Source organism: Aquabacterium sp. (genome assembly GCF_048860245.1).
GTDB lineage: Bacteria > Pseudomonadota > Gammaproteobacteria > Burkholderiales > Burkholderiaceae_C > Aquabacterium.
The window spans coordinates 18064-38062 of the sequence record NZ_JBLIZW010000040.1; the positions used below are offsets into that span (position 1 = coordinate 18064).

The 19999-nt window shown below is 60.4% G+C and carries 17 protein-coding genes, 2 tRNA genes and 1 riboswitch; of the genes, 4 read left to right on the forward strand and 15 right to left on the reverse strand.

The window, feature by feature from the left end:
* Window positions 1–33: 33 nt before the first annotated feature.
* The 3 genes from ACMV18_RS04545 to ACMV18_RS04555 form a co-directional block, all read right to left on the reverse strand.
* Window positions 34–3330, reverse strand: a complete 3297-nt coding sequence (locus ACMV18_RS04545; RefSeq protein ID WP_420816858.1) for an efflux RND transporter permease subunit — start codon at window positions 3328–3330, stop codon at window positions 34–36.
* A complete protein-coding gene (locus ACMV18_RS04550; protein WP_420816859.1) occupies window positions 3327–4424 on the reverse strand; it encodes an efflux RND transporter periplasmic adaptor subunit in 1098 nt (365 codons plus the stop codon). The genes ACMV18_RS04545 and ACMV18_RS04550 overlap by 4 nt, the downstream gene beginning before the upstream one ends.
* 70 nt (window positions 4425–4494) lie before the next feature.
* The gene (locus tag ACMV18_RS04555; RefSeq protein WP_420816860.1) at window positions 4495–4875 is read right to left on the reverse strand and encodes a DUF3592 domain-containing protein; all 381 of its coding nucleotides are present in this window, start codon (window positions 4873–4875) and stop codon (window positions 4495–4497) included.
* 139 nt (window positions 4876–5014) lie between these two features.
* On the opposite strand from ACMV18_RS04555, the gene yfbR reads away from it, so the two are divergent.
* From yfbR to ACMV18_RS04570, 3 genes are read left to right on the forward strand one after another with little or no spacing between them, the layout of a single operon-like run.
* Window positions 5015–5623 (forward strand): 5'-deoxynucleotidase, encoded by a 609-nt coding sequence (gene yfbR / locus ACMV18_RS04560; RefSeq protein WP_420816861.1) that lies wholly within the window; start codon window positions 5015–5017, stop codon window positions 5621–5623.
* 6 nt (window positions 5624–5629) lie between these two features.
* Window positions 5630–6586 (forward strand): 3'-5' exonuclease, encoded by a 957-nt coding sequence (locus ACMV18_RS04565; protein WP_420816862.1) that lies wholly within the window; start codon window positions 5630–5632, stop codon window positions 6584–6586.
* An 8-nt stretch (window positions 6587–6594) separates the two neighbouring features.
* The gene (locus ACMV18_RS04570) at window positions 6595–8244 is read left to right on the forward strand and encodes a SulP family inorganic anion transporter (RefSeq protein WP_420816863.1); all 1650 of its coding nucleotides are present in this window, start codon (window positions 6595–6597) and stop codon (window positions 8242–8244) included.
* Between the two features lie 42 nt (window positions 8245–8286).
* Here ACMV18_RS04570 and ACMV18_RS04575 read toward each other — a convergent pair.
* The 12 genes from ACMV18_RS04575 to ACMV18_RS04630 all read right to left on the reverse strand — a co-directional run bounded on the left by ACMV18_RS04575 (window position 8287) and on the right by ACMV18_RS04630 (window position 19554).
* Window positions 8287–8362 (reverse strand) — tRNA-Asn (locus ACMV18_RS04575).
* 51 nt (window positions 8363–8413) lie between these two features.
* Window positions 8414–8489, reverse strand: a tRNA-Asn gene (locus tag ACMV18_RS04580).
* 96 nt (window positions 8490–8585) lie between these two features.
* Window positions 8586–10742, reverse strand: a complete 2157-nt coding sequence (locus tag ACMV18_RS04585; RefSeq protein WP_420816864.1) for a TonB-dependent siderophore receptor — start codon at window positions 10740–10742, stop codon at window positions 8586–8588.
* Window positions 10743–10822: 80 nt separating this feature from the next.
* Window positions 10823–10930, reverse strand: a riboswitch (TPP riboswitch).
* Between the two features lie 31 nt (window positions 10931–10961).
* Window positions 10962–12053: an NAD(P)/FAD-dependent oxidoreductase gene (locus tag ACMV18_RS04590; RefSeq protein WP_420816865.1), complete on the reverse strand. Its 1092-nt coding sequence runs from the start codon at window positions 12051–12053 to the stop codon at window positions 10962–10964.
* A gap of 16 nt (window positions 12054–12069) precedes the next feature.
* Window positions 12070–12393, reverse strand: a complete 324-nt coding sequence (gene fdxA / locus ACMV18_RS04595) for a ferredoxin FdxA (protein ID WP_374257589.1) — start codon at window positions 12391–12393, stop codon at window positions 12070–12072.
* Window positions 12394–12459: 66 nt separating this feature from the next.
* Window positions 12460–13275: a uroporphyrinogen-III C-methyltransferase gene (cobA, locus tag ACMV18_RS04600; protein WP_420816866.1), complete on the reverse strand. Its 816-nt coding sequence runs from the start codon at window positions 13273–13275 to the stop codon at window positions 12460–12462.
* 55 nt (window positions 13276–13330) lie between these two features.
* Entirely contained in the window at window positions 13331–14656 is a 1326-nt protein-coding gene (locus tag ACMV18_RS04605) for a sulfate adenylyltransferase subunit 1 (RefSeq protein WP_420816867.1), read from the reverse strand.
* A complete protein-coding gene (gene cysD / locus ACMV18_RS04610; RefSeq protein WP_420816868.1) occupies window positions 14656–15609 on the reverse strand; it encodes a sulfate adenylyltransferase subunit CysD in 954 nt (317 codons plus the stop codon). The genes ACMV18_RS04605 and cysD overlap by 1 nt, the downstream gene beginning before the upstream one ends.
* 33 nt (window positions 15610–15642) lie before the next feature.
* On the reverse strand, window positions 15643–16389 hold the full coding sequence (locus tag ACMV18_RS04615; RefSeq protein WP_374257602.1) for a phosphoadenylyl-sulfate reductase: 747 nt from the start codon (window positions 16387–16389) through the stop codon (window positions 15643–15645).
* Window positions 16390–16446: 57 nt separating this feature from the next.
* Window positions 16447–16953: a DUF934 domain-containing protein gene (locus tag ACMV18_RS04620; RefSeq protein ID WP_420816869.1), complete on the reverse strand. Its 507-nt coding sequence runs from the start codon at window positions 16951–16953 to the stop codon at window positions 16447–16449.
* Between the two features lie 24 nt (window positions 16954–16977).
* Window positions 16978–18687: a nitrite/sulfite reductase gene (locus tag ACMV18_RS04625; protein ID WP_420816870.1), complete on the reverse strand. Its 1710-nt coding sequence runs from the start codon at window positions 18685–18687 to the stop codon at window positions 16978–16980.
* 87 nt (window positions 18688–18774) lie between these two features.
* A complete protein-coding gene (locus ACMV18_RS04630; RefSeq protein ID WP_420816871.1) occupies window positions 18775–19554 on the reverse strand; it encodes a sulfite exporter TauE/SafE family protein in 780 nt (259 codons plus the stop codon).
* 151 nt (window positions 19555–19705) lie between these two features.
* On the opposite strand from ACMV18_RS04630, the gene ACMV18_RS04635 reads away from it, so the two are divergent.
* Window positions 19706–19999: patatin-like phospholipase family protein (locus ACMV18_RS04635; protein WP_420816872.1), on the forward strand; the 294-nt coding region annotated here is incomplete at its 3' end.

The following is a 19999-nucleotide window of genomic DNA, read 5'->3' on the forward strand; positions in this document are numbered from 1 at the left end:
TGAGTACTCCTCTTTGATATGGATATGGTGGCCTCAGGCCGCCTCAAGACGGCGGCGGTATGCCGCGTAATACAGCACTGGGATCACAATCAGCGTCAGCAGCGTTGACACCAGAATCCCGAAAATCAGGGACACCGCCAGACCGTTGAAGATCGGGTCGTCCAGGATGAAGAAGGCGCCGACCATCGCTGCAATACCCGTCAGGGCAATCGGCTGCGCACGCACGGCAGCAGAGTTCACCACCGCGTCCTTGAACGCCATGCCTTGCTTGACCTGCAACTCGATGAAGTCCACCAACAAGATGGAGTTGCGAACGATGATGCCTGCCAGCGCAATCATCCCGATCATGGACGTCGCGGTGAACTGGGCGCCCAGCAAGGCGTGTCCTGGCATCACGCCAATGATCGTCAGCGGGATGGGGGCCATGATGATCAAGGGTGTGCGGTAAGACTTGAACTGCGCCACCACCAGCAAGTAAATCAGGATGAGGCCCACGCCATACGCTGCGCCCATGTCTCGGAACGTCTCGTAGGTGATTTGCCACTCGCCGTCCCACTTCAGGCTGTAGCCCCTGAAGGGATCGCTGGGTTGCTTGATCCAGTATTCATCGATGGCGCCCGTGTTGGGCAAGGCGGCTTCACTCAGCTTGTCACGGATGGCAAAGAGACCGTACAGAGGTGAATCCAGCTTGCCTGCCATGTCGCCGAACACGTAGCTGACGGGCAGCAGGTCTTTGGTGAACAGTGGCTTGTCGATCACGCTCTGTTCCACGCGCACCAACTCCGATAGCGGGACCAGCTGCCCATTGGCGGCGCGCAGCGGCACATTCAGCAGGGCATCCAGCCCCACTTGTGACTCGCGCGGCAACTGAATGCGAACAGGCACCGGCATCTTCGACTGACCATCGTGCAGGTACGCTGCATCTGCGCCAGACAAAGCGGCTTGCACCGCTTGGGCCACTGCGGTCACCGGAATGCCCAACGATTCTGCGCGCTGACGCTTCACACGCAGGAACACGCGCGTGGCGTCTTCCTTCAGGCTGGTGTCAATGCCGACGATGTCGGCCGTGTCAGCAAAGCGCTTCGCCACACGCTGGGCCAATGCCTGGCGGCCCGACTCGTCAGGGCCATAAACCTCCGCGACCAGCGGCGACATCACGGGAGGACCAGGGGGCACTTCCACGACCTTGATGCGTGCGCCGTGCCGCGCCGCAATCTTCTCCAGATCAGGGCGCAGACGTTGGGCAATCGGGTGGCTTTGTTGCTTGCGGTGATGCTTGTCCACCAGATTGACTTGCAGATCACCCTGCTCCGCATCGGCGCGCAGGTAGTACTGGCGCACCAAACCATTGAAGGTGATGGGCGATGCCGTTCCCGCATAGCCCTGGATGTTCAACACCTCGGGTTGCTTGGACAAAAACGCGCCCATGTCCTGCAGGGCTGCCGCGGTGTCTTCCAGTGGGGTACCCGCGGGCATCTCCACAATGACCTGGAACTCGCTCTTGTTATCAAATGGCAGCATCTTCAGGATGACGCCCAAGCCGGATGAGGGAATGGTTGCCAGCCCCACCGACATCATCACTGCGGCCACGATGCCCAGGCCCATGGCCCAACGCTTGCCGCGATGGACCAGCAGTGGCATCAACACGCGGTCGAAGACACGATGCAGTTTGCCCGCCAAGCCTGTCGGGGCGGCGGCTTGTGCGTGAGCATCGTCGCTGTGGGCGGCGTGCGATCGCATCAGCTTGAGTGCCAGCCACGGGGTCACGGTGAACGCAATGCCCAGCGAGATGGCCATGCCCAAGCTGGAGTTGATCGGGATGGGGCTCATGTAGGGCCCCATCAGGCCGCTGACAAAGGCCATTGGCAGCAGCGCAGCAATCACGGTCAGGGTGGCCAGAATGGTCGGCCCGCCGACCTCGTCGACTGCCAGGGGGATGATCTCGCTCAGTGGCTTGCCCGGTGTCAACTGTTGATGACGATGGATGTTTTCCACCACCACGATCGCGTCATCCACCAGGATGCCGATCGAGAAGATCAGTGCAAACAAGGACACCCGGTTCAAGGTGAATCCCCAGGCCCACGACGCAAACAGGGTGGCCGTCAGCGTCAGGATCACGGCCGCGCCCACAATCACCGCCTCGCGGCGACCCAAGGCCAAGCCCACCAGCAAAATCACCGAGCCGGTGGCAAAGGCCAGCTTCTGAATCAGCTTGTTGGCCTTTTCAGCAGCGGTCTCACCGTAATCGCGCGTGATCTCGAACTCGATGTCAGCCGGGATGACGGTGTTGCGCAACTCCTGAAGGCGTTGGCGCGCAGCGTGGGCCACATCGACGGCGTTTTGCCCAGGCTTCTTGGTCACCGTGAGCGTGACGGCGGGGAACGAACGGCCAGCCGTGTCAGGAGCACTGGCACCGTTTTCGTGTTGCGCACCCGCGCCGGAGGTGTACCAAACGTGGCGTGTCGGCTGTTGCGCACCGGCCGAGACATCGGCCACTTCCTTCAGATAGACCGGTCGCCCCTTGCTGACCCCCACGACGAGCTCGGCCACGTCGTCGGCCGACCGCAAGAACTCACCCGTCTCCACCGTCAGCAACTGACCGCGCCCGTCGGCTGTGGGCGACAGCACGCTGCCCGAAGGCAGACTCAGGTTGGCGGCAGCCAGCGATTGCTGGAGCGAGCCCAGGTCAACGCCGCGTTCCCGCAAGCGGCTGGGGTCCACCTGAACCATGACAGCCTGACCTGGTCCACCGATGGTTTGAACCTCCCGGGTGCCAGGCACACGCTTAAGCTCGGCCTCCATCGTTCTGGCAATGCGCTCCAGCGTCACGGACGGCTCGGTTTGCTTGCTCCACAAGGTCACCGCCAGCACAGGCACATCGTCAATGCCCTTGGGCTTCACGATGGGGGGCAATGCGCCCAAGTTGCGCGGCAACCAATCCTGATTGGCATTCAGAACGTCGTACAGACGTACCAGCGCATCGGTTCGGGGGACGCCGACCTTGAATTGCACCGTGAGGACAGCGACCCCAGGACGCGCGACCGAGTAGGTGTGCTCAATGTCGGCGATCTGTGACAAAACCTGCTCCGCAGGCCTGGCCACCATGTTTTGCACATCTGCGCTAGAGGCCCCGGGGAAGGGGATCAGCACATTGGCCATCGTCACATTGATCTGGGGCTCTTCTTCCCTGGGTGTCACCAAGACGGCAAACAACCCCAGCAGCATCGCCACAATCGCCAGCAATGGCGTCATGGCGTTGCTCTGAAAAGCGCGGGCCAGTCGCCCGGCAACCCCCAGGCTGGTCGCGGATGAGTCGTCGTGGTTCATCATGGCTTGGCGGGGAGGGCGTTGAGCAAGCCGGCCTTGAGTGCATCGGTTGCGATGACATCACCGCTGCGGATGCCACTCAATACGGTGACCGGGCCATTGGCGTTGGCGGGGGTGCTGGTGCGGATGGCCTGCAGCGCAAAGCGCCCGTCACGCACCACGTACACGCCTGTGAGTTCACCGCGACGCAACACCGCTGCGCCGGGAACCGTCAACAACTGCGCGGCCGCGGAGGCGTTGCCTTGTGCCTGAACGCTGCCAGCAAAACGGATCCGGACGGTTTGCCCGGGCAACACATTGACGTCCGGCAGATCCAGTCGCCATTCGACGGTTTGTGACACGGGGTCGGCACCGGGGAGCGCGATCACGTGTGTTGGTTTGATCCATTGGCCGGGGCTGCTCAGGTTCGGTCCGGGCAGCTGGACCATGGCCGAGCTGCTCTGGCGCACGCCATCCGCTTGAGATGCCGGCACTTGCACCACGGCCCGCAAAGGCTTGGGTGCATAGATCGTCAAAATCGGTCGACCTGGCGCAGCCAGATCACCGACTTGTGCCTGAGTGGACAGCACCTTGCCGTCAAATGGGGCAATGACCGTGCTGAAATCGCGCGCCAAAGTGGCTTGTGTCCGACCCGCTTTGGCTGCTGCTGCAGCGGCTTGCGCCGCTTTCCACTGAGCGTTGGCGCTGTCCAGTGCGGCCGCACTGATGAAGCCTTGCGCGTGCAGCGACTGGCTGCGTTGCCATTGCAGTCGGGCATTTTCAAGCTGAGCTTCGGCCTGCGCCACATCGGCCTGACTGCGGGTTACGCCTGCTTGCACTTCGCGGTCGTCAATGCGGGCCAGGGGTTGGCCAGCCTTCACGCTGTCACCCGCCTTGACCAGCAGCGCGGTGATGTTGCCAGGAACTTGCGCGGCAACCGTGCTTTGGCGCACAGGTTCGATCACGCCGTCCCATTCGTATTGCATGGCCACTTGCTGGGTTTGCACCTTCAGCGTTGGCACTGTGACAGCCGTTTGCCCATGAGCAGACAGCTGAAAACTCCCAAGCAAGCCGATCAATGTGGCTACAGGTAGGGCTTGTCTTGGTGTTTTGATCATGGATCACTCCTAGTCTTATACCTGCCGGAGTATACGCATACCATGGGGGGTATGCAAGCGAGGGTATGCGCTAGCCCGGGATCAGCACCGAGGACTTGGGGTTTGCCGGGTCGTAGTAAACCGGCACAGTGGCCCCAACCGGGAAGGGCTTGAGTTCAGTCTGCGCAGACTCTTCTGTGAAGTGCCGCGCGCCAAAGGCTCGGATGCGATTGCCTGTGTAGGTCGCACCGTTGACCTGGTACTGGTATTGAACTTCCGTCATCCAATCGTGACCAGTAACCTGTTCATGACCACCCACGCCATGTGGCTGGAAAACGCGGGCCTTCATGATGGTGCCGTCGACATGCGGCCATTGTGGGCTGGCTTGCCGGATCTCCCATGCCCGCCAGATCAGGACGGCGAACAGCAGCAGAAGGCCCCCCGCGATATAGCGTCCAATGTCGTCGCTCATGTTCATCGATTGTGTTTGGTGCTGTGTCCATTGTGTGCTGAACGGGGGGCGCTCTCATATTTCGTTTGTCCGGGCAAACACAAACAGATGCGCTCGGTGTTTTGCGCGAAGATGCTGACTTGGCTCTTCATTCGTGCTCATGTCGTCCAGTCTCTCCGCTCCCCGAAGCCCGTTCTACGCCCACCTTTCGCGCCTCCGTTTCATCAGAAGATGGGGGCTGATGCGCAACGCTGTCGAAGAGGACGTCGCGCAACACAGTTGGGAAGTGGCCGTGTTGGCGCATGCGCTGGCGGTGATCGCGCGCGATGTTTTTGGCCAATCAGTGGACCCGAATGCAGTCGCTACCCGTGCGCTGTTCCACGACGCCACAGAGGCCATCACCGGCGATCTGCCAACACCGGTCAAATACTCGCCGGCCATGCGGCACGCTACCTCCCATCTGGAGGATGAGGTCTGCGCAGAAATGGTCCATCAGATTCCTGAGGCGATCCGCCCTGCTATGGCTGCCGTGATGGATCATGCGCAGTGGCCAGATCTGGACGCCCGCTTGGTCAAGTCGGCAGACCGCCTGTCCGCCTGGCTAAAGTGCCGGGCGGAGTTGCGATACGGCAACCGAGAGTTTGAGCAAGCGGAAGCGCAGGTGCGCCGCAAGCTGGATGAGACGATGACACCAGAACTCCAGTATTTCCTCGACACCTTTGGTCCGGCGTATGACATGACGCTCGACTCCATGATGAAGGGCGAGTGACCCAGCATGGCGCGCCAACCCCAACACAATCCCACCCCATTGCTGGATGCCAGTTTCGGCGAGCCGGAAGCCATGGCGCAGGTCCTGGATGCGCATCCCGACTACCGCGTGTTGCGACGTCTTCAGCCCAAACGAGAGTTTGGCCTCAAGCGCACAGGCGATGTGATGAAGGTGCTCATTCTGGATACCGAAACCACGGGTCTGGATCCAGCAAAGGATCGCATCATTGAGTTGGCCCTGTTATCGGTCGATGTCGATGTGGCCAGCGGGCGGCCAATTCAGGTTCAAGACGTTTTGGATGAGCTGGAGGACCCTGGCATCCCCATTCCGGCAGAAGCGACCCGTGTGACTGGCATCACCGACAGCATGGTGGCTGGCAAGCGTCTGGATGAGGCCCGAGTTGCTGAAATCACGCGTGGGGCGGGGTTGGTCATCGCTCACAACGCGCGCTTTGATCGCGGTTTTGTCGAGCGCCGATTGCCCGCATTCTCCGAGCTGCCTTGGGCCTGTTCGGTGGCCGAGATCGACTGGCAGTCGCTGGGGAGCGGCTCAGCCAAGCTGGAGTTTCTGGCTCACGAGTTGGGGTGGTTCTACGACGCGCATCGGGCCGAGATGGATTGCCATGCTTTGCTGGCCGTGTTGTCGGCACCTCTGCCCAACTATCCTGATGAGACGGCCTTGGGGCGTCTGCTTCAGGCCGCGCAAACGACCAGTTATCGCGTGTGTGCGACGGGGGCGCCATTTGAGTCCAAAGACCTGCTGCGGGCCAGAGGCTACCGATGGGATGCCGAGCGTAAGGTGTGGCACACCCAATTGTCGTCCGCTGCGGCGCTTGAGTTGGAGGGCGGGTGGCTGAAGGCTGAGGTCTACAAAGGTCGCGCCGCGCGCATCGAGATCGAGCGCATGACGGCGCGCGAGCGATTCTCGGCGCGCGGTGGTGATGTGCAGCACATGACCTTGTGAGGCGCAGCATGATTCGCATCCTCCGCCAATGGATTCCCGGCCAACCTGCGTGGCGTGATTTGATCGCGGGCCTGTCGGTCGCCGGGGTCTTGTTGCCGGAGGCCGTGGCGTACGCGGGCATCGGGAACCTGCCACCCCAAGCGGGCGTCATGGCCCTGCTGGCTGGTTTGTTGGCCTATGGCCTGCTTGGCAGCAGCCGGTTCGCCATTGTGTCGGCAACCTCGTCATCGGCGGCGGTGCTGCTGGCTGCAACGGCCAGCATGGCGGGCACCGACATTGCCTTGCGGATGTCACTGGCTGTCGGGCTGGTTTTGCTCACGGGGCTTTATTTCGTCATCGGCAGCATGGCGAAGCTGGGTGCCGTGTCGGCCTTCATCGCACGACCGGTCTTGCGAGGCTTCGCATTTGGTCTGGCGGTCATCATCATCATCAAGCAAGGGCCCAAGTTGGTGGGCTTGCTCCCGAATGGGCATGGGGCAGGGCAGGTTGCCTGGCATCTCCTGGAACAGTTCCAGTCGTGGCATGTTCCTAGCCTGTTGGTTGGGGGTGTGGCGCTGGTCACCTTGTTTGCGTTGCAACGTGTCAAACGGCGCTGGCCAGGCGCACTGCTGGTCATGGTCGCCGGCATCGCAGCCCAGCATCTGGGTTTGCTGGAGCACTGGGGCGTGCTGCGAGTTGGCGACTTCAGCGTGCACCTGCAAGCACCTGATTTGCCCGCCTTGGCCCGCGAACATTGGCTCAGATTGGGTGAACTGGCGCTGGCCATGGTGCTGATCTTGTACGCCGAGTCGTATGGGTCCATCCGAACCTTGGCTTTGCGTCATGGCGACGTGATCTCGCCCAACCGAGACCTGTTTGCGCTGGGCATTGCAAACCTGTTCAGTAGCCTGTTGCACGGCATGCCGGTTGGAGCAGGCTACTCGGCCAGTGTGGTCAATGAGGCCAGTGGGGCCAAGTCAAAGTGGTCTGGCCTGTTCGCAGCGTTGCTGATTTTGATTGTGATCGCGACTTTGTTGCCCTTACTGGCAGACATGCCTGAGCCCGTTTTGGGTGCGATCGTGATTCATGCCGTGAGTCACACCTTGAACCCACAGGTGTTTCAGCCGTATTTCCAATGGCGGCGTGATCGATTGCTGGTGTTGGGGGCGATCGCAGCCGTGCTGTGGCTGGGCGTGTTGGACGGACTGCTGGCGTCGATCGGTGCCAGCCTGTTCCTCACGCTGCGTGGATTGGCGCAAGCGCGTGTGGTGGAGTTGGGGCGAGTCGGCGATACGCATGACTTCATCGACATCGAGCTGTCTCCCCGGGTTCATCGCGTGCCGGATGTGCTGATCCTGCGACCAGAGGCGCCGCTGTTCTTCGGCAATGTCGAGCGCATGCTGGGTCAGGTTCGTCACGTCCTGGATGCGCAAGTCGGCGTCAAAACCTTGGTGCTGAGTCTGGAAGAGTCGCCCGATCTAGATGGCAGTTGCGTCGAGGCATTGCGCGATCTCAGCTTTGAGTTGGCGAAGAGTGGTCGCCGCTTTGTCTTGGGGCGCCTCAAGGCGCCTGCGTACGGTGTGTTGTTGCGCGCAGCGCTGACGGCTACGCAACTCACCATGCTCAGCATGGAAGAGGCCGTCAGCATGGCGAGCACGCCGCCAGCAACGCAAGCATGAAAAAGAAAAGGCCCGAACGCATGTGCGTACGGGCCTTATTTTTGGCTCCCCGACCTGGGCTCGAACCAGGGACCTACGGATTAACAGTCCGGCGCTCTACCGACTGAGCTATCGGGGATCAAACGATGTCGGGCTTTGCAAATCGGCAAGCAAAGCCGTCTTGAATTTTTGGCTCCCCGACCTGGGCTCGAACCAGGGACCTACGGATTAACAGTCCGGCGCTCTACCGACTGAGCTATCGGGGAACAGTTTTTTCGCTGTTGCGATCAACTGAGAACGTGACTATAGCATGGTTTAAATGCAGTCCTCAAGTTGTTGCCGATTTCCATCATTTCCCGTGATCAAAAGTCGATCTGAGCCGACGCCGTGATCGTGCGCTCTGCCATCGGGAACAGATAGATGTGATCAAAACTGTTTGGTGCTTCACGCCATGCACGGGTATCAAACACATTGTTCACGGCCAAGCGCCAGGTCACGGTGCGTGCATCCCAAGCTTGGGTGGCACGCAAACTCAGGTCCACGCGGTTCCAGGCGGGGATGCGTGTGGTGTTGGCCACATCCACCCAGCGGCGGCCTTCGTGAACGAGGTCTGCCTGCAATGTCACAGGGGTGGGGTGCTTGAAGGTATACGAGCCGCTCACCTTGAGCAGCTGATCTGGGACGTTCACAGGCGATTTGTTCGCCGCAAACTGGCTGTTTTCTCGCTTGGCATCCAGCACCATGGCGCTGCTGCCCCATCCCCACGCGCCTGCGCGCCCTTGCCACGAACCCTCGATGCCAATGTGTTTGGACTGACCATCGATCAGATAGACATCATCGGCATTTGTTGCGCCTTCTGGCCGGGCGATGTGGAACACATTGGCACTCCACTGCTGAGTGGTGTGTGGGGTGTTGACCTGGCCTTTCACGCCCAATTCTGTCTGGCGGCTCTTCAGCAACGGCATGGGGGCACCAGCGTTAGCTGTGTTGCGCGGTGCGTACTTGATCTCAACGCCTTCTCCCCAGCTGACGTAGGCTTGCGTCTGAGGCGCCACGTTGTAGCCGATGGCAGCCCAAGGCGTGTTGACCGCCTTGTGAATAACGTCCGTGGCAAAGCTGTTGTTTTCGCGAATGGCTTGGCGGCGGATCTGGCTATGTCGCAAGCCGATCCAGGCGCGCCAGTCACCGAATTGCAAGGCGTCGCGCAAAGACAACTCGGAGCTGCGCTCGTGTCGATCGGTATTGGGATAGCCAGGGTAGGGGTCCTGCGGCAAAGCAGGGAAACTGCCACTGACATTGCCTTGTCCATCCCGCGGATGGTTGAACGATGCCATGTGCAGGTCGCTGTTGAACACACTGCGTAGGAATGACGCGCCCACATCGTGCTTCACCGCGCCTGTGGTGACAGAGCCTTCCACTTGGGCCTGAAGCGATCGGGTTGTGCGACTTTCGTTGTTGGAGCGGAAGTCGTAGACGTCAAACGTGCCGTCAGAGCAGTAGCGGTCATACACGAACGCACTGTCGCAACCCGATGGAAACGCGGCGCGGTCATTGGACTTCAGGTATTGGGCGCCGTAGGTCACGCTGCTGCGCCAGCCTTGGCCCAGATCACTCTTGAGGCGAATCGTGCCAGTGGTGCCCCGGAACTGGCTGGGTTGCGTCCATGGCTGATGGTTCAAATTGACGCCAGGATCGATGTCCTTGGCCGAGGGCAGGGAGTTGCCCAGCATGCTGAAGCCAGGAATGCTGGGTTGACTGGCAGCACTGTGCTCGACTTCGGCTTCCAGAACGTGCCCAGGCACCAGAACGCGGTCAACCGCGATGGCGGCGAGTCTGCGGTGCCCGTCGGTGGCATCAATGTGGGATTTCAACTTTTCGATGGCGGCATTGATGCGCAGGCCCCATTCCTTGCGCTCGCCAAACCGGTCGCCCAAATCCACCGAGGTGCTGGCATCACCTGCATCATCGATCGAGAAAGTCGCGGTTCTGACGCGGCCTTCTGGACGCTTCACCAAATAATTGACCAAGCCACCAGGGGAGCTGACGCCTGCCTGGATGCCACTGGTGCCCTTGAACAACTCGATGCCCGCCTTGTTATCGAGCGCAATGCGCGTCTCTGCGCTGATGGGGAGTCCCTCTCGTCGATAGTTGTAGGCGTTGTCGAGCGCAAAGCCACGTACGGTCAAATAGTCCCAGTAGCCGACCGTGTTGTAAGCATCGCTGGTGCTGGCATCCAGTTTGGTCACGTCAGCCAGTCGAGTGACTTGCGCGTCCCGCAGTGCATCTTGGGAGAACGTCAGCGCTTGCACGGGTTGTTGCCAGGCTGGGGCATCACCCAAGCCGCTGATGCTGGCTTTCTGTTGGCGTTTGGCCGTCGCGGTCACGCCAATGCTCGGCAACGTCAAGTCACCGGACTCTTGTGCGGCAACGGGCAGGCTGAGGCTCAACGCGGCAATCGCCAGCGGCGTGAGCAAATATGGGGCGCGCAATGAGCGGCGCGGCAGGGAAGGTCGGTGCATGTTGCATGTCTCCATACGGGTCTTGCAATGGGCATCGACGCGGCAGGAGCATGCGGGCAATCCATGGCCGAATGGCCTGGGCTTGCTGAAACTTGCTTCCCTACGCGAGGATGACCTCGTTCAGGTTCAAAGGGACTCTCTCAGCAACAAACACGTATGACATGCCTGTTGCACCCCTAGCAGGACCGTATTTTAAGCGCGTCGTGTAGCCGACGCACCTCATGACGAACGCTTGACCCCCAAACGCTCGTGGAGAAGCGGGCTGGTGGTGGTGTAGAGCAAGTGCTGCGGCGTGTCCGGTCTCAGGATCGTGGACGCAGCATGGGCCGCCAGCGTGGCCTCGTGAAAGCCGCAAAGCAGCAAACGTTTTTTGCCCGGATAGGTGTTGATGTCACCCACGGCAAAAATCCGGGGTACATCGCTCTCGAACGTGGCCGAGGAAACCGGCACTTGCTTACGCTCCAACGGCAGCCCCCAATTGGCCAGAGGGCCTAGTTTGGGACTCATGCCTTGGCGCACGAGCAGGTGATCCAAGGGGAGGTCGACGGTGGTGCTGTCTGGTGTCAACAGCGCGAGTGAGTGGATGACACCGTCAGCGCGATGGCAATCGGTTGGCATGCCGACCGTGACCTCGATGTCACCAGCCTGAATCAGCGCGTTCAAGCGCTCGGCCAAATCAGCATCGACCTGAAATTGATCCCGGCGATGCAGCAGTGTGATGCGTGCAGCCTTGTGTGCTGCGCCCATCGAAGCCAGCTCGATGGCGGCGCCCACGGCCTCTTCGCCACCACCAGAAATCACCACGTGTTGCCCAGCGAGCCTGGCCAACAGATCGTCATCCAGATGGTAGTGAAGGTTGCTGGCACCCTCGAGTCCGGGCAGGTTGAGTGTGCGAGGCACAAACGCACCCGCCCCAGCGGCGACCATCACCGCCTTGCAGTTGAACGTCAACTGTTGGTGCGTGGTCAGGGTGAAACCGGGCTCAATGCCCGCACGAGGGGTCACCGATTCGACTTGATGCCCCAGGTGCAGCCGAGGGCTGTCTTGGTTGAGCGTGTCGATGCCCAGAAACGGTGAGGCTTGCTTCAGCAGCAGCGAAGCAAGCTCACGTCCGGTGCAATGTGGGATGCCCGGCACATCATAAATTGGCTTGTCGGGGTAGAGTGCAATGCACTGCCCCCCGGCCTCAGGTAGCACGTCGACCACATGGGCATCGATGCCCAGCAGTCCCAATTGGAACACTTGGAACAGCCCGACTGGGCCTGCTCCAATCACCACCACATCGGTGTGAATCATGTGTGCGGCGTGCACCGTCAGGCAGACAGAATCAGCGGATCAGCTGATCCAGCTTGCCCGTCTTGTCCTTCCATTCGTCGGCATCAGGCAGCGCATCCTTGCGCTTGGTGATGCTGGGCCACTTCTTGGCCAGGTCGGCATTGATCTGGATGAATTGCTGTTGGTTGCCTGGCACGTCTTCCTCAGGGAGGATGGCGTTGGCGGGGCACTCAGGGATACAGACCGCGCAGTCGATGCACTCGTCGGGATCGATGACCAGGAAATTGGGGCCTTCGCGGAAGCAGTCTACCGGGCACACGTCCACACAGTCCGTGTATTTGCATTTGATGCAGGCTTCGGTGACGACGTGGGTCATGTCAGGTCTCTTGAAACAGTTGAAGTGAATTGAGAATTTTACCGGGCTGTGACAGCCCGATTGGGATCAACCTTCGCCACACAGGGCGATATGGGTCAAAGGTTGGTCAGGAATATCTGTCGCGCCGGCGCCAACAATCACCAAAGTGGGGCGTCCGGCATGAATGGCGCTGGCCTCATCGAGGCTGCCAACGGTGTGCATGGAGTGGCGCATGTCGGGCCACCCCGCGCGAGAAACGACGCTCACCAAGGTGTCAGAGGCCCAACCGGCCTCAGCAAGCCCCCTGGCAAGGGGAGCCAGTTGCCGACCCGCCATGTAGAACACCTCTGTATCCGCACGCTGGCCTGGCCCCATGCCGCACTGGAGGTCCCCTGTGCGGGTCATGGCTGTGGTGAAACTGACACTACGTCCGCTCCCCCGCCGGGTCAAGGGCCGTTGGGTGGCCGCCGCAGCGGCCAAAGCCGATGTCACGCCGGGCACGATTTCGCAGGGGATACCGGCATCGCGCACAGCATGCAACTCTTCTTCCAGCCGGCCAAACAGACTGGGATCTCCACCTTTGAGGCGAGCCACCAGACCGGTTGTCCCGTAAGCCTGCCCCACCGCGAAAGCGTGCTCAACCAGCAAACGATTGATGCGTGTCTGCCCGTTGAAATCACTGCCTTCTTTGCCGGAAAAGCCTCTTTTGCCTACGTCAATCCATTGAGCATGCGGGGCAAGCTCTCGCAGGGCATCGTCTGCCAATGCGTCGAAAAGCACCACTTGCGCTTGACTGAGCAAACGGCTTCCACGCACGGTGATGAGATCAGATTCTCCCGGGCCTGCACCAATGAAAACGATTCTTGCAGGCTGGGAGGGGGCGGTTTGGGTGCGATCTGTCATTCCGTCAGCTTATGAGCGCAGCGTGGATGCACACCTTAATGTCGGTCAATTTTGATCAGGCAGCCTTGACCAACAACGCACCACTGGTGCGGTTGGTCGTGGGATCCACCACGATCAGCGCACCACCCACGCGGTTGTCCACGTAGGCTTCCACCGGCAGCGGTTGTTGAGTCTGAATCTGAACCGTGCCAATTTCATTGACGGCCAACTCGTGGGCATCGGTGTCGGCCAGCGTATGGATGTCCAGACGATTGTCGATCGACGTGATGCGCGCCTGCACCCAACGGTTGCCGTGGCGAACCCAGTACTTGCGTCCGACCACAGCTGGCTCGGTGTCCAGCCACGCCAGCGTGGCGCTGAACTCGGCCTTTGGCTTGATGCTGCCGGGCGTATGGATCCAGTCGCCGCGCGAAATGTCCACCTGACGGTCCAGCACGATGCCGGCCGACTGGCCTGCTTCACACTGATCCACCACCAGCGCCGAGTGACGCACCTCTGCCACGATGGCTGTTTCGCCAGATGGGAAGATTTGCACTTCGTCGCCTGCCTTGACGTTGCCATGGGCAATGCGACCCCAGAACGCGCGGTATTGGTGGCCGGTGCCCGAAGCGGTGGCTTCACCTTCACCCACGCTATCACGGGTCACATACTGCACAGGATGCAGCAGGGTGCCATCGTGGCGCTCGTCGCTGGCAGGCAATTGCTCCAGCACTTGCAGCAGGGTGGGGCCTTGATACCAAGTCCAGTTGGCGCTCGGTGTGGTCACGTTGTCGCCGCGCAGCGCCGACACGGGGATCACGCCCTTCACGGCGATGCCTGCCTGAGCGGCAAAACCTTCCAGCGAGGCCTTCACCGCGTTGAAAGCGGCTTCGGTATCCTGCTCGATCGCATCCAGCTTGTTCACCGCAAACACGATGGAGGGTACGCGCAGCAGATTGGCCAACAGGCTGTGGCGACGGGTCTGTGCCAGCAGCGGCACGGGCGACGCCTTCCAGTCGATCTTGGTGATGTCGACCAGCACCACGGCGGCGTCAGAACCAGCGGCAGCGGTCACCATGTTACGGGTGTACTGCTCGTGGCCAGGGGCGTCGGCGATGATGAACTTGCGGGTTTTGGTCGCAAAGTAGCGGTAGGCCACGTCGATGGTGATGCCTTGCTCGCGTTCGGCTTCCAGACCGTCGGTCAGCAGCGACAGGTCAATCGGGGCGCCAGCGGCACGCTTTTCCAGCGCATCCAGTTGGTCAGCCAGAATCGCGCGGCTGTCGAACAGCAGACGGCCGATCAGGGTGCTCTTGCCATCGTCCACGCTGCCAGCGGTCAGGAAACGCAGCGCCTTGTGAGCCAGTTCATTGCCGGCTTCGTTGTGAGTCACGGTAGTCATCAGAAATAACCTTCCTTCTTGCGACGCTCCATCGATGCTTCCGAGGTGCGGTCGTCCATGCGGGTAGCGCCACGTTCGCTCACGGTCACGTGCAGCGTTTCGGCGACGATGTCGGCCGCGCTGGTGGCAGTCGATTCAACTGGGCAGGTGCAGGTCATGTCGCCCACGGTGCGGAAGCGCACGTCCACGGTTTCAACCGTTTCGCCTTCCAGTGCGGGGGTCACATCAGTCAGCGGCACCAGCAAGCCTTTGCGACGGATCACCTGGCGCGCGTGCTTGTAGTAGATGTTGGGCAGTGGGATGCCTTCACGGGCGATGTAGAGCCACACGTCCAACTCGGTCCAGTTCGAGATCGGGAAGGCACGGAAGTGCTCACCCGGCTTGATGCGGGTGTTGAACAGGTTCCACAACTCGGGGCGCTGCTCCTTGGGCTGCCATTGGCCGAAGCTGTCGCGGTGCGAGAAGATGCGCTCCTTGGCGCGGGCCTTCTCTTCATCACGACGGGCGCCGCCAATCAGACAGTCAAAGCGGTTGTCTTCGATGGCTTCCAGCAGCGTCACGGTTTGGTGGCCGTTGCGCGATTCCAGCGGGTGGGCCAGGCGCACGGTGCCGCGTTGGATGGAGTCCTCCATGTGCGCGACGATCAGGCGCTCGCCAATCTCGGCCACGCGACTCTCGCGGAACTCGATCACTTCGGGGAAGTTGTGGCCGGTGTCCACGTGCAGCAGCGGGAAGGGCAGTTTGCCTTCCAGCTTGCCCGTTTCCGGGTTCTTCATCTTGAAGGCCTTTTCGGCCAGGTGCAGCACCACGCACGAGTCCTTGCCGCTGGAAAACAGCAGGCCAGGACGCTCGAAACTGGCGGCCACTTCACGCAAGATGAAGATCGCTTCTTCTTCCAGCGCATCCAGGTGGCGGTGATCCACTTCCGCCAGCAATTGGTTCACATCAGTCATAGCTTCTTGTACCGTTAATCTTGTTCGGTCCGATCACTTTTGGTGAACGTGCAGGCCGCATTCCTTGGCCTTCTCATCTTCCCACCACCAGCGACCTGCGCGGAAATCTTCGCCCACTGCGATCGCACGTGTGCACGGTGCGCATCCAATGCTAGGCATGAATTGGTCGTGCAGCGGGTTGTAAGGCACGTGGTTGACCGACACGTAGTGCCAGATGTCGCCCCATGTCCATTCGATCAAAGGGTTGAATTTTGCACGCCCCTTGTCGTCCTGCTCGCGCGCGGCCATGTCGCCACGGTTATTGGATTGCTCACGACGCAGGCCAGTGATCCAGGCCGAACGCTCAGCCAGCATGCGGCTCAGAGGTTCAAGTTTACGGACACCACAGCAAGCCTTGCGCAGGTCAATGCTCTCGTACATGGCCTTATCGCCGTTTTGGCGCACGAACTCGATCACGGCCTCAGCGACAGGCTTGTACACCTCCACATGAATGCCAGCGTCAGCGTAGTGCGTCTCGATGGTGCCAATCAGCGAGGCCGTTTCCGGGTGCAGCGCACCCGTTTCCAACGTGCCGATTGCGATGGGCAGACGGTGGCGGGCGATCAAGTCGGTCAGCACCATGTCTTCCACACCCAGGCTGGTGGCTTGCACCACCTTGTTGGGATGCTCAACCGCAGCGGCCTTCAGCAACTCAACAGTGGCGTGAACCTTGTCGGCGTAGTCGGCGCTGGGCTTGTTGTAGAGCGAGATCGCTGAGCCTGCGGGCGCCGCGCCGCCCATCAAGGACGACACGCCGCCAATTGGAGAAGAGTCACTCATGAATTTGCTCCAGCGTTGTCAAGCTGCACGACCGAACACGGGCTTGGTAACTTGCACATCACCTTGGTAGTGACCTCGGGCAGCAAAGAAGCCCAAGGCACGCTCTGCGTCGGCACGATCTTGGTCATGGCGCAGTACCACGGCATCAAAGCCCGTACGTGCCAGCAACGGCATCATGTCGACCAGCACTTCGCCGGTTGCACGAATCTCACCGGTGAAACGATAGCGCGTGCGCAGAATATGAGCTTGGCTGTATGCACGGCCATCGACCCACTTCGGGAAAGTCAGCACCACCAAGGCGAGCTTGGGGAGGTCGGCTTCAATGGTTTCGATGTCGGTGTCGTTGCTGATCAGAACGCCTGCGGGCTTGTAATCGGGCGATGTCTGAGCAGGCCATTGCTCCCGCACAGCATGCCACTGGGCCAGCGTCAGCAGGCTGTTGCTCTTGACGGGGGGGTGAGAAACCGGGCCATCTTCCCCGCCGACGGTATGCCACTGGTCGTGGTGAATATCGATGAATTTCATGGTGTCGTTCCTTCTGCGGGGCGATCAGGCTGCTTTGGCGGTGGTGCGACGCACCGCATTGGCTGCGGCCTTGAACGGGTCGATACCCACACGCTTGACGGTGTCGATGAACTTTTCGTTGGCGGCACGCTGCACACGGTACGTTGCAATCACCGCCTCAATCACATCCGCCACTTCGTCGGCGGAGAAAGATGGGCCGATCACCTTGCCAGCCACGCTGGTGGGGGCATGGTCGGAGCCGTCCGAGCCACCCAGCGTCACCTGGTACCACTCGGACCCGTCCTTGTCGACGCCCAGAATGCCAATGTGGCCGCTGTGGTGGTGGCCGCAAGAATTGATGCAGCCCGAAATGTGCAGATCGATGTCGCCGATGTCGTACAACTCATCGAGGTCTTGATAACGCTCGATCAACTCGTTGGCGATCGGAATGGACCGCGCATTGGCCAGCGCGCAGAAGTCGCCGCCGGGGCAGGCAATCATGTCGCTGAGCAAGCCGATGTTGGCCGAAGCCAAGGTCGAGGCTTTGGCTGCCTGCCACACCGCGAACAGATCCTCTTCGCGCACGAATGGCAGCAAGGCGTTCTGGTCATGCGTCACGCGCAACTCGCCGAAGCTGAAACGATCGGCCATGTCAGCGATGGCATCGAGTTGTGCATCGGTGACGTCGCCCGGGGCTTGTCCGGGGCGCTTCACAGACAGCGTCACACACTTGTAGCCGTCGACCTTGTGGCCACGAACATTGCGCTCCAGCCACTTGGTGAACTGCTTCTTGTCGCTGTCCGATGCATCCACAGGCAAACCGTTGCCTGCTGCCTGATGAGCTTGCACGCCCGCAGGGAACGCAAAGCTGGCTGCCACACGGTCAAACTCGGCTTGCGGAATGATGTGCGCGGCACCGTCGATGTCGCGTGTCAGGATCTGCTCGAATTCAGCATTCACCTGGTCAAAGAACTTTTGCCCTTCGGCCTTCACCAGGATCTTGATGCGGGCCTTGTACATGTTGTCGCGACGGCCGTAGCGGTTGTAGACCCGCACGATCGCTTCGATGTAGACAAGGATTTGTTGCCAAGGCACAAAGGCGTTGATTTCGCTGGCCGTGATCGGCGTACGGCCCATCCCGCCGCCAACCAGAACGCGGAAGCCGACTTCACCCGCGTCGTTTTGGATCAGATGCAGGCCGATGTCATGCCAGTACGTGGCGGCGCGATCTTCTTTGGCGCCGCTGACAGCGATCTTGAACTTGCGTGGCAAGAACGCAAACTCCGGGTGCAGCGTCGACCACTGACGCAACACTTCGCAGTAGGGGCGGGCGTCGATCACTTCATCATCTGCCACACCCACCATGGCGTCGGCCGTGATGTTGCGGATGCAGTTGCCCGACGTTTGGATGCCGTGCATGTTGACATCCGCCAGCAAGTCCATCACGTCAGCACTTTTCGTCAGCGGAATCCAGTTGAACTGAACGTTTTGACGGGTGGTGAAATGCGCGTAACCACGATCGTACTCGCGAGCGATGCGTGCCAACTGGCGAACCTGATTCGAAGAGATTTCACCGTATGGCACCGCAATGCGCAGCATGGGGGCATGGCGCTGCACGTACCACCCATTCTGCAGACGCAGCGGGCGGAATTCGTCATCACCCAATTTGCCCGCCAGGTTGCGTTCAAGCTGATCGCGGAACTGGGCGGCGCGTTGGCGCACAAACTGTTTGTCAAAGTCGGTGTATTGATACATGGCATCGATCCGGTCGGAAGCCGGCTGTCACGGTGTCAAAAAACGGGTTGGTGGGGGCAGGGCCGTCGCCACCTCAGATAGAAAGCGTCAGGCAGTCATGAGAATCTTCTTGGCCGCCAACACCAGGCAAATGCACAGCGCGATCCGCGTGATTGTCTCAGGCAGGTGCTTGGTCAGCTTCGCGCCAACCCAGATGCCCGGGATGGAGCCCATCAGCAACTCAACCAACAGCACCCAGTTCACGTTTCCCAATGAAGCGTGCCCGATGCCGGCCACAATGGTCAGCGGCACGGCGTGGGCGATGTCGCTGCCGACCAAGCGTTTCATGTCCAGACGTGGATAGAGCAACAAAATCATCGTCGCGCCCAGCGCGCCAGCACCAATCGAGCTCAATGAAACCAAGACGCCCAAAATGGCGCCGCACAGCACGGTCAAAGCAGGCCGCGTTTCGCGGGTGATCCAGCGCTCCAGCCAGATGCCAACCCGGTACCACACCGGGCGGAAAGCAACGGTCACAGCCGTCAGCAACAACGCAATGCCGAGCGCATAAGCCAACATGTTGTCCCCGCTCTTCTTGATGCCTTCCACGTGCATGAACACCATGGTTGCAATGGTTGCGGGGATGCTGCCGATCAGTAGTTTTTTTGTAATGTGATAGTCGACGTGGTCTTCGCGATGATGCGCGATCGATCCAGATACTTTGGTCAGTCCGGCAAACCACAGGTCCGTACCAATTGCGATGGCCTTGTCAAGACCAAACACGGAAATCAACAAAGGTGTCATCAGAGAGCCGCCGCCAACGCCGGTTACTCCGACAATGAGGCCTACGCCTGCTCCGGCAGCGACAGCAATCCAGTCAAAACTCATGACGACACTTCAGCTTTCTAGGCGGACTGCTTGAACAGCATCCATTTTGTAAGAAGCTGAAATGTAGAAAATCTCTTTATAAATGAGAAGAACATTTTTGAAAGTTGTTTATTCCTATTTGGAATATAAGCGGCGCCTCGTGTGCGTCGGCATGGCAACAGTGGTCTCCGCGTTCTTGAGTGCATGTGCTGTTCTGAGTCCGCAACCAGATGCTGTACCTAGCAAGCCAGTGACGCCCCCAGTGGTCAGCAAGCCGGTACCCAAGCCCCCCCGAATCGGTTTGGCGCTGGGGGGCGGCGCGGCGCGCGGGTTTGCACACATTGGCGTGCTTCAGGTTCTGGAAGAGCAGGGCATCAAGCCGGACATCGTTGTGGGGACGTCCGCTGGCAGCGTGGTGGCAACACTCTACGCCTCGGGCAAGACGCCCGCAGAATTGAGTCAAATG

Coding starts and splice junctions, on each gene's coding strand:
- ACMV18_RS04545 (WP_420816858.1), bottom strand. CDS start 3,330: ATGATGAACCACGACGACTCATCCGCGACCAGCCTGGGGGTTGCCGGG.
- ACMV18_RS04550 (WP_420816859.1), bottom strand. CDS start 4,424: ATGATCAAAACACCAAGACAAGCCCTACCTGTAGCCACATTGATCGGC.
- ACMV18_RS04555 (WP_420816860.1), bottom strand. CDS start 4,875: ATGAGCGACGACATTGGACGCTATATCGCGGGGGGCCTTCTGCTGCTG.
- yfbR (WP_420816861.1), top strand. CDS start 5,015: ATGTCGTCCAGTCTCTCCGCTCCCCGAAGCCCGTTCTACGCCCACCTT.
- ACMV18_RS04565 (WP_420816862.1), top strand. CDS start 5,630: ATGGCGCGCCAACCCCAACACAATCCCACCCCATTGCTGGATGCCAGT.
- ACMV18_RS04570 (WP_420816863.1), top strand. CDS start 6,595: ATGATTCGCATCCTCCGCCAATGGATTCCCGGCCAACCTGCGTGGCGT.
- ACMV18_RS04585 (WP_420816864.1), bottom strand. CDS start 10,742: ATGCACCGACCTTCCCTGCCGCGCCGCTCATTGCGCGCCCCATATTTG.
- fdxA (WP_374257589.1), bottom strand. CDS start 12,393: ATGACCCACGTCGTCACCGAAGCCTGCATCAAATGCAAATACACGGAC.
- cobA (WP_420816866.1), bottom strand. CDS start 13,275: ATGACAGATCGCACCCAAACCGCCCCCTCCCAGCCTGCAAGAATCGTT.
- ACMV18_RS04605 (WP_420816867.1), bottom strand. CDS start 14,656: ATGACTACCGTGACTCACAACGAAGCCGGCAATGAACTGGCTCACAAG.
- cysD (WP_420816868.1), bottom strand. CDS start 15,609: ATGACTGATGTGAACCAATTGCTGGCGGAAGTGGATCACCGCCACCTG.
- ACMV18_RS04615 (WP_374257602.1), bottom strand. CDS start 16,389: ATGGGCGGCGCGGCGCCCGCAGGCTCAGCGATCTCGCTCTACAACAAG.
- ACMV18_RS04620 (WP_420816869.1), bottom strand. CDS start 16,953: ATGAAATTCATCGATATTCACCACGACCAGTGGCATACCGTCGGCGGG.
- ACMV18_RS04625 (WP_420816870.1), bottom strand. CDS start 18,687: ATGTATCAATACACCGACTTTGACAAACAGTTTGTGCGCCAACGCGCC.
- ACMV18_RS04630 (WP_420816871.1), bottom strand. CDS start 19,554: ATGAGTTTTGACTGGATTGCTGTCGCTGCCGGAGCAGGCGTAGGCCTC.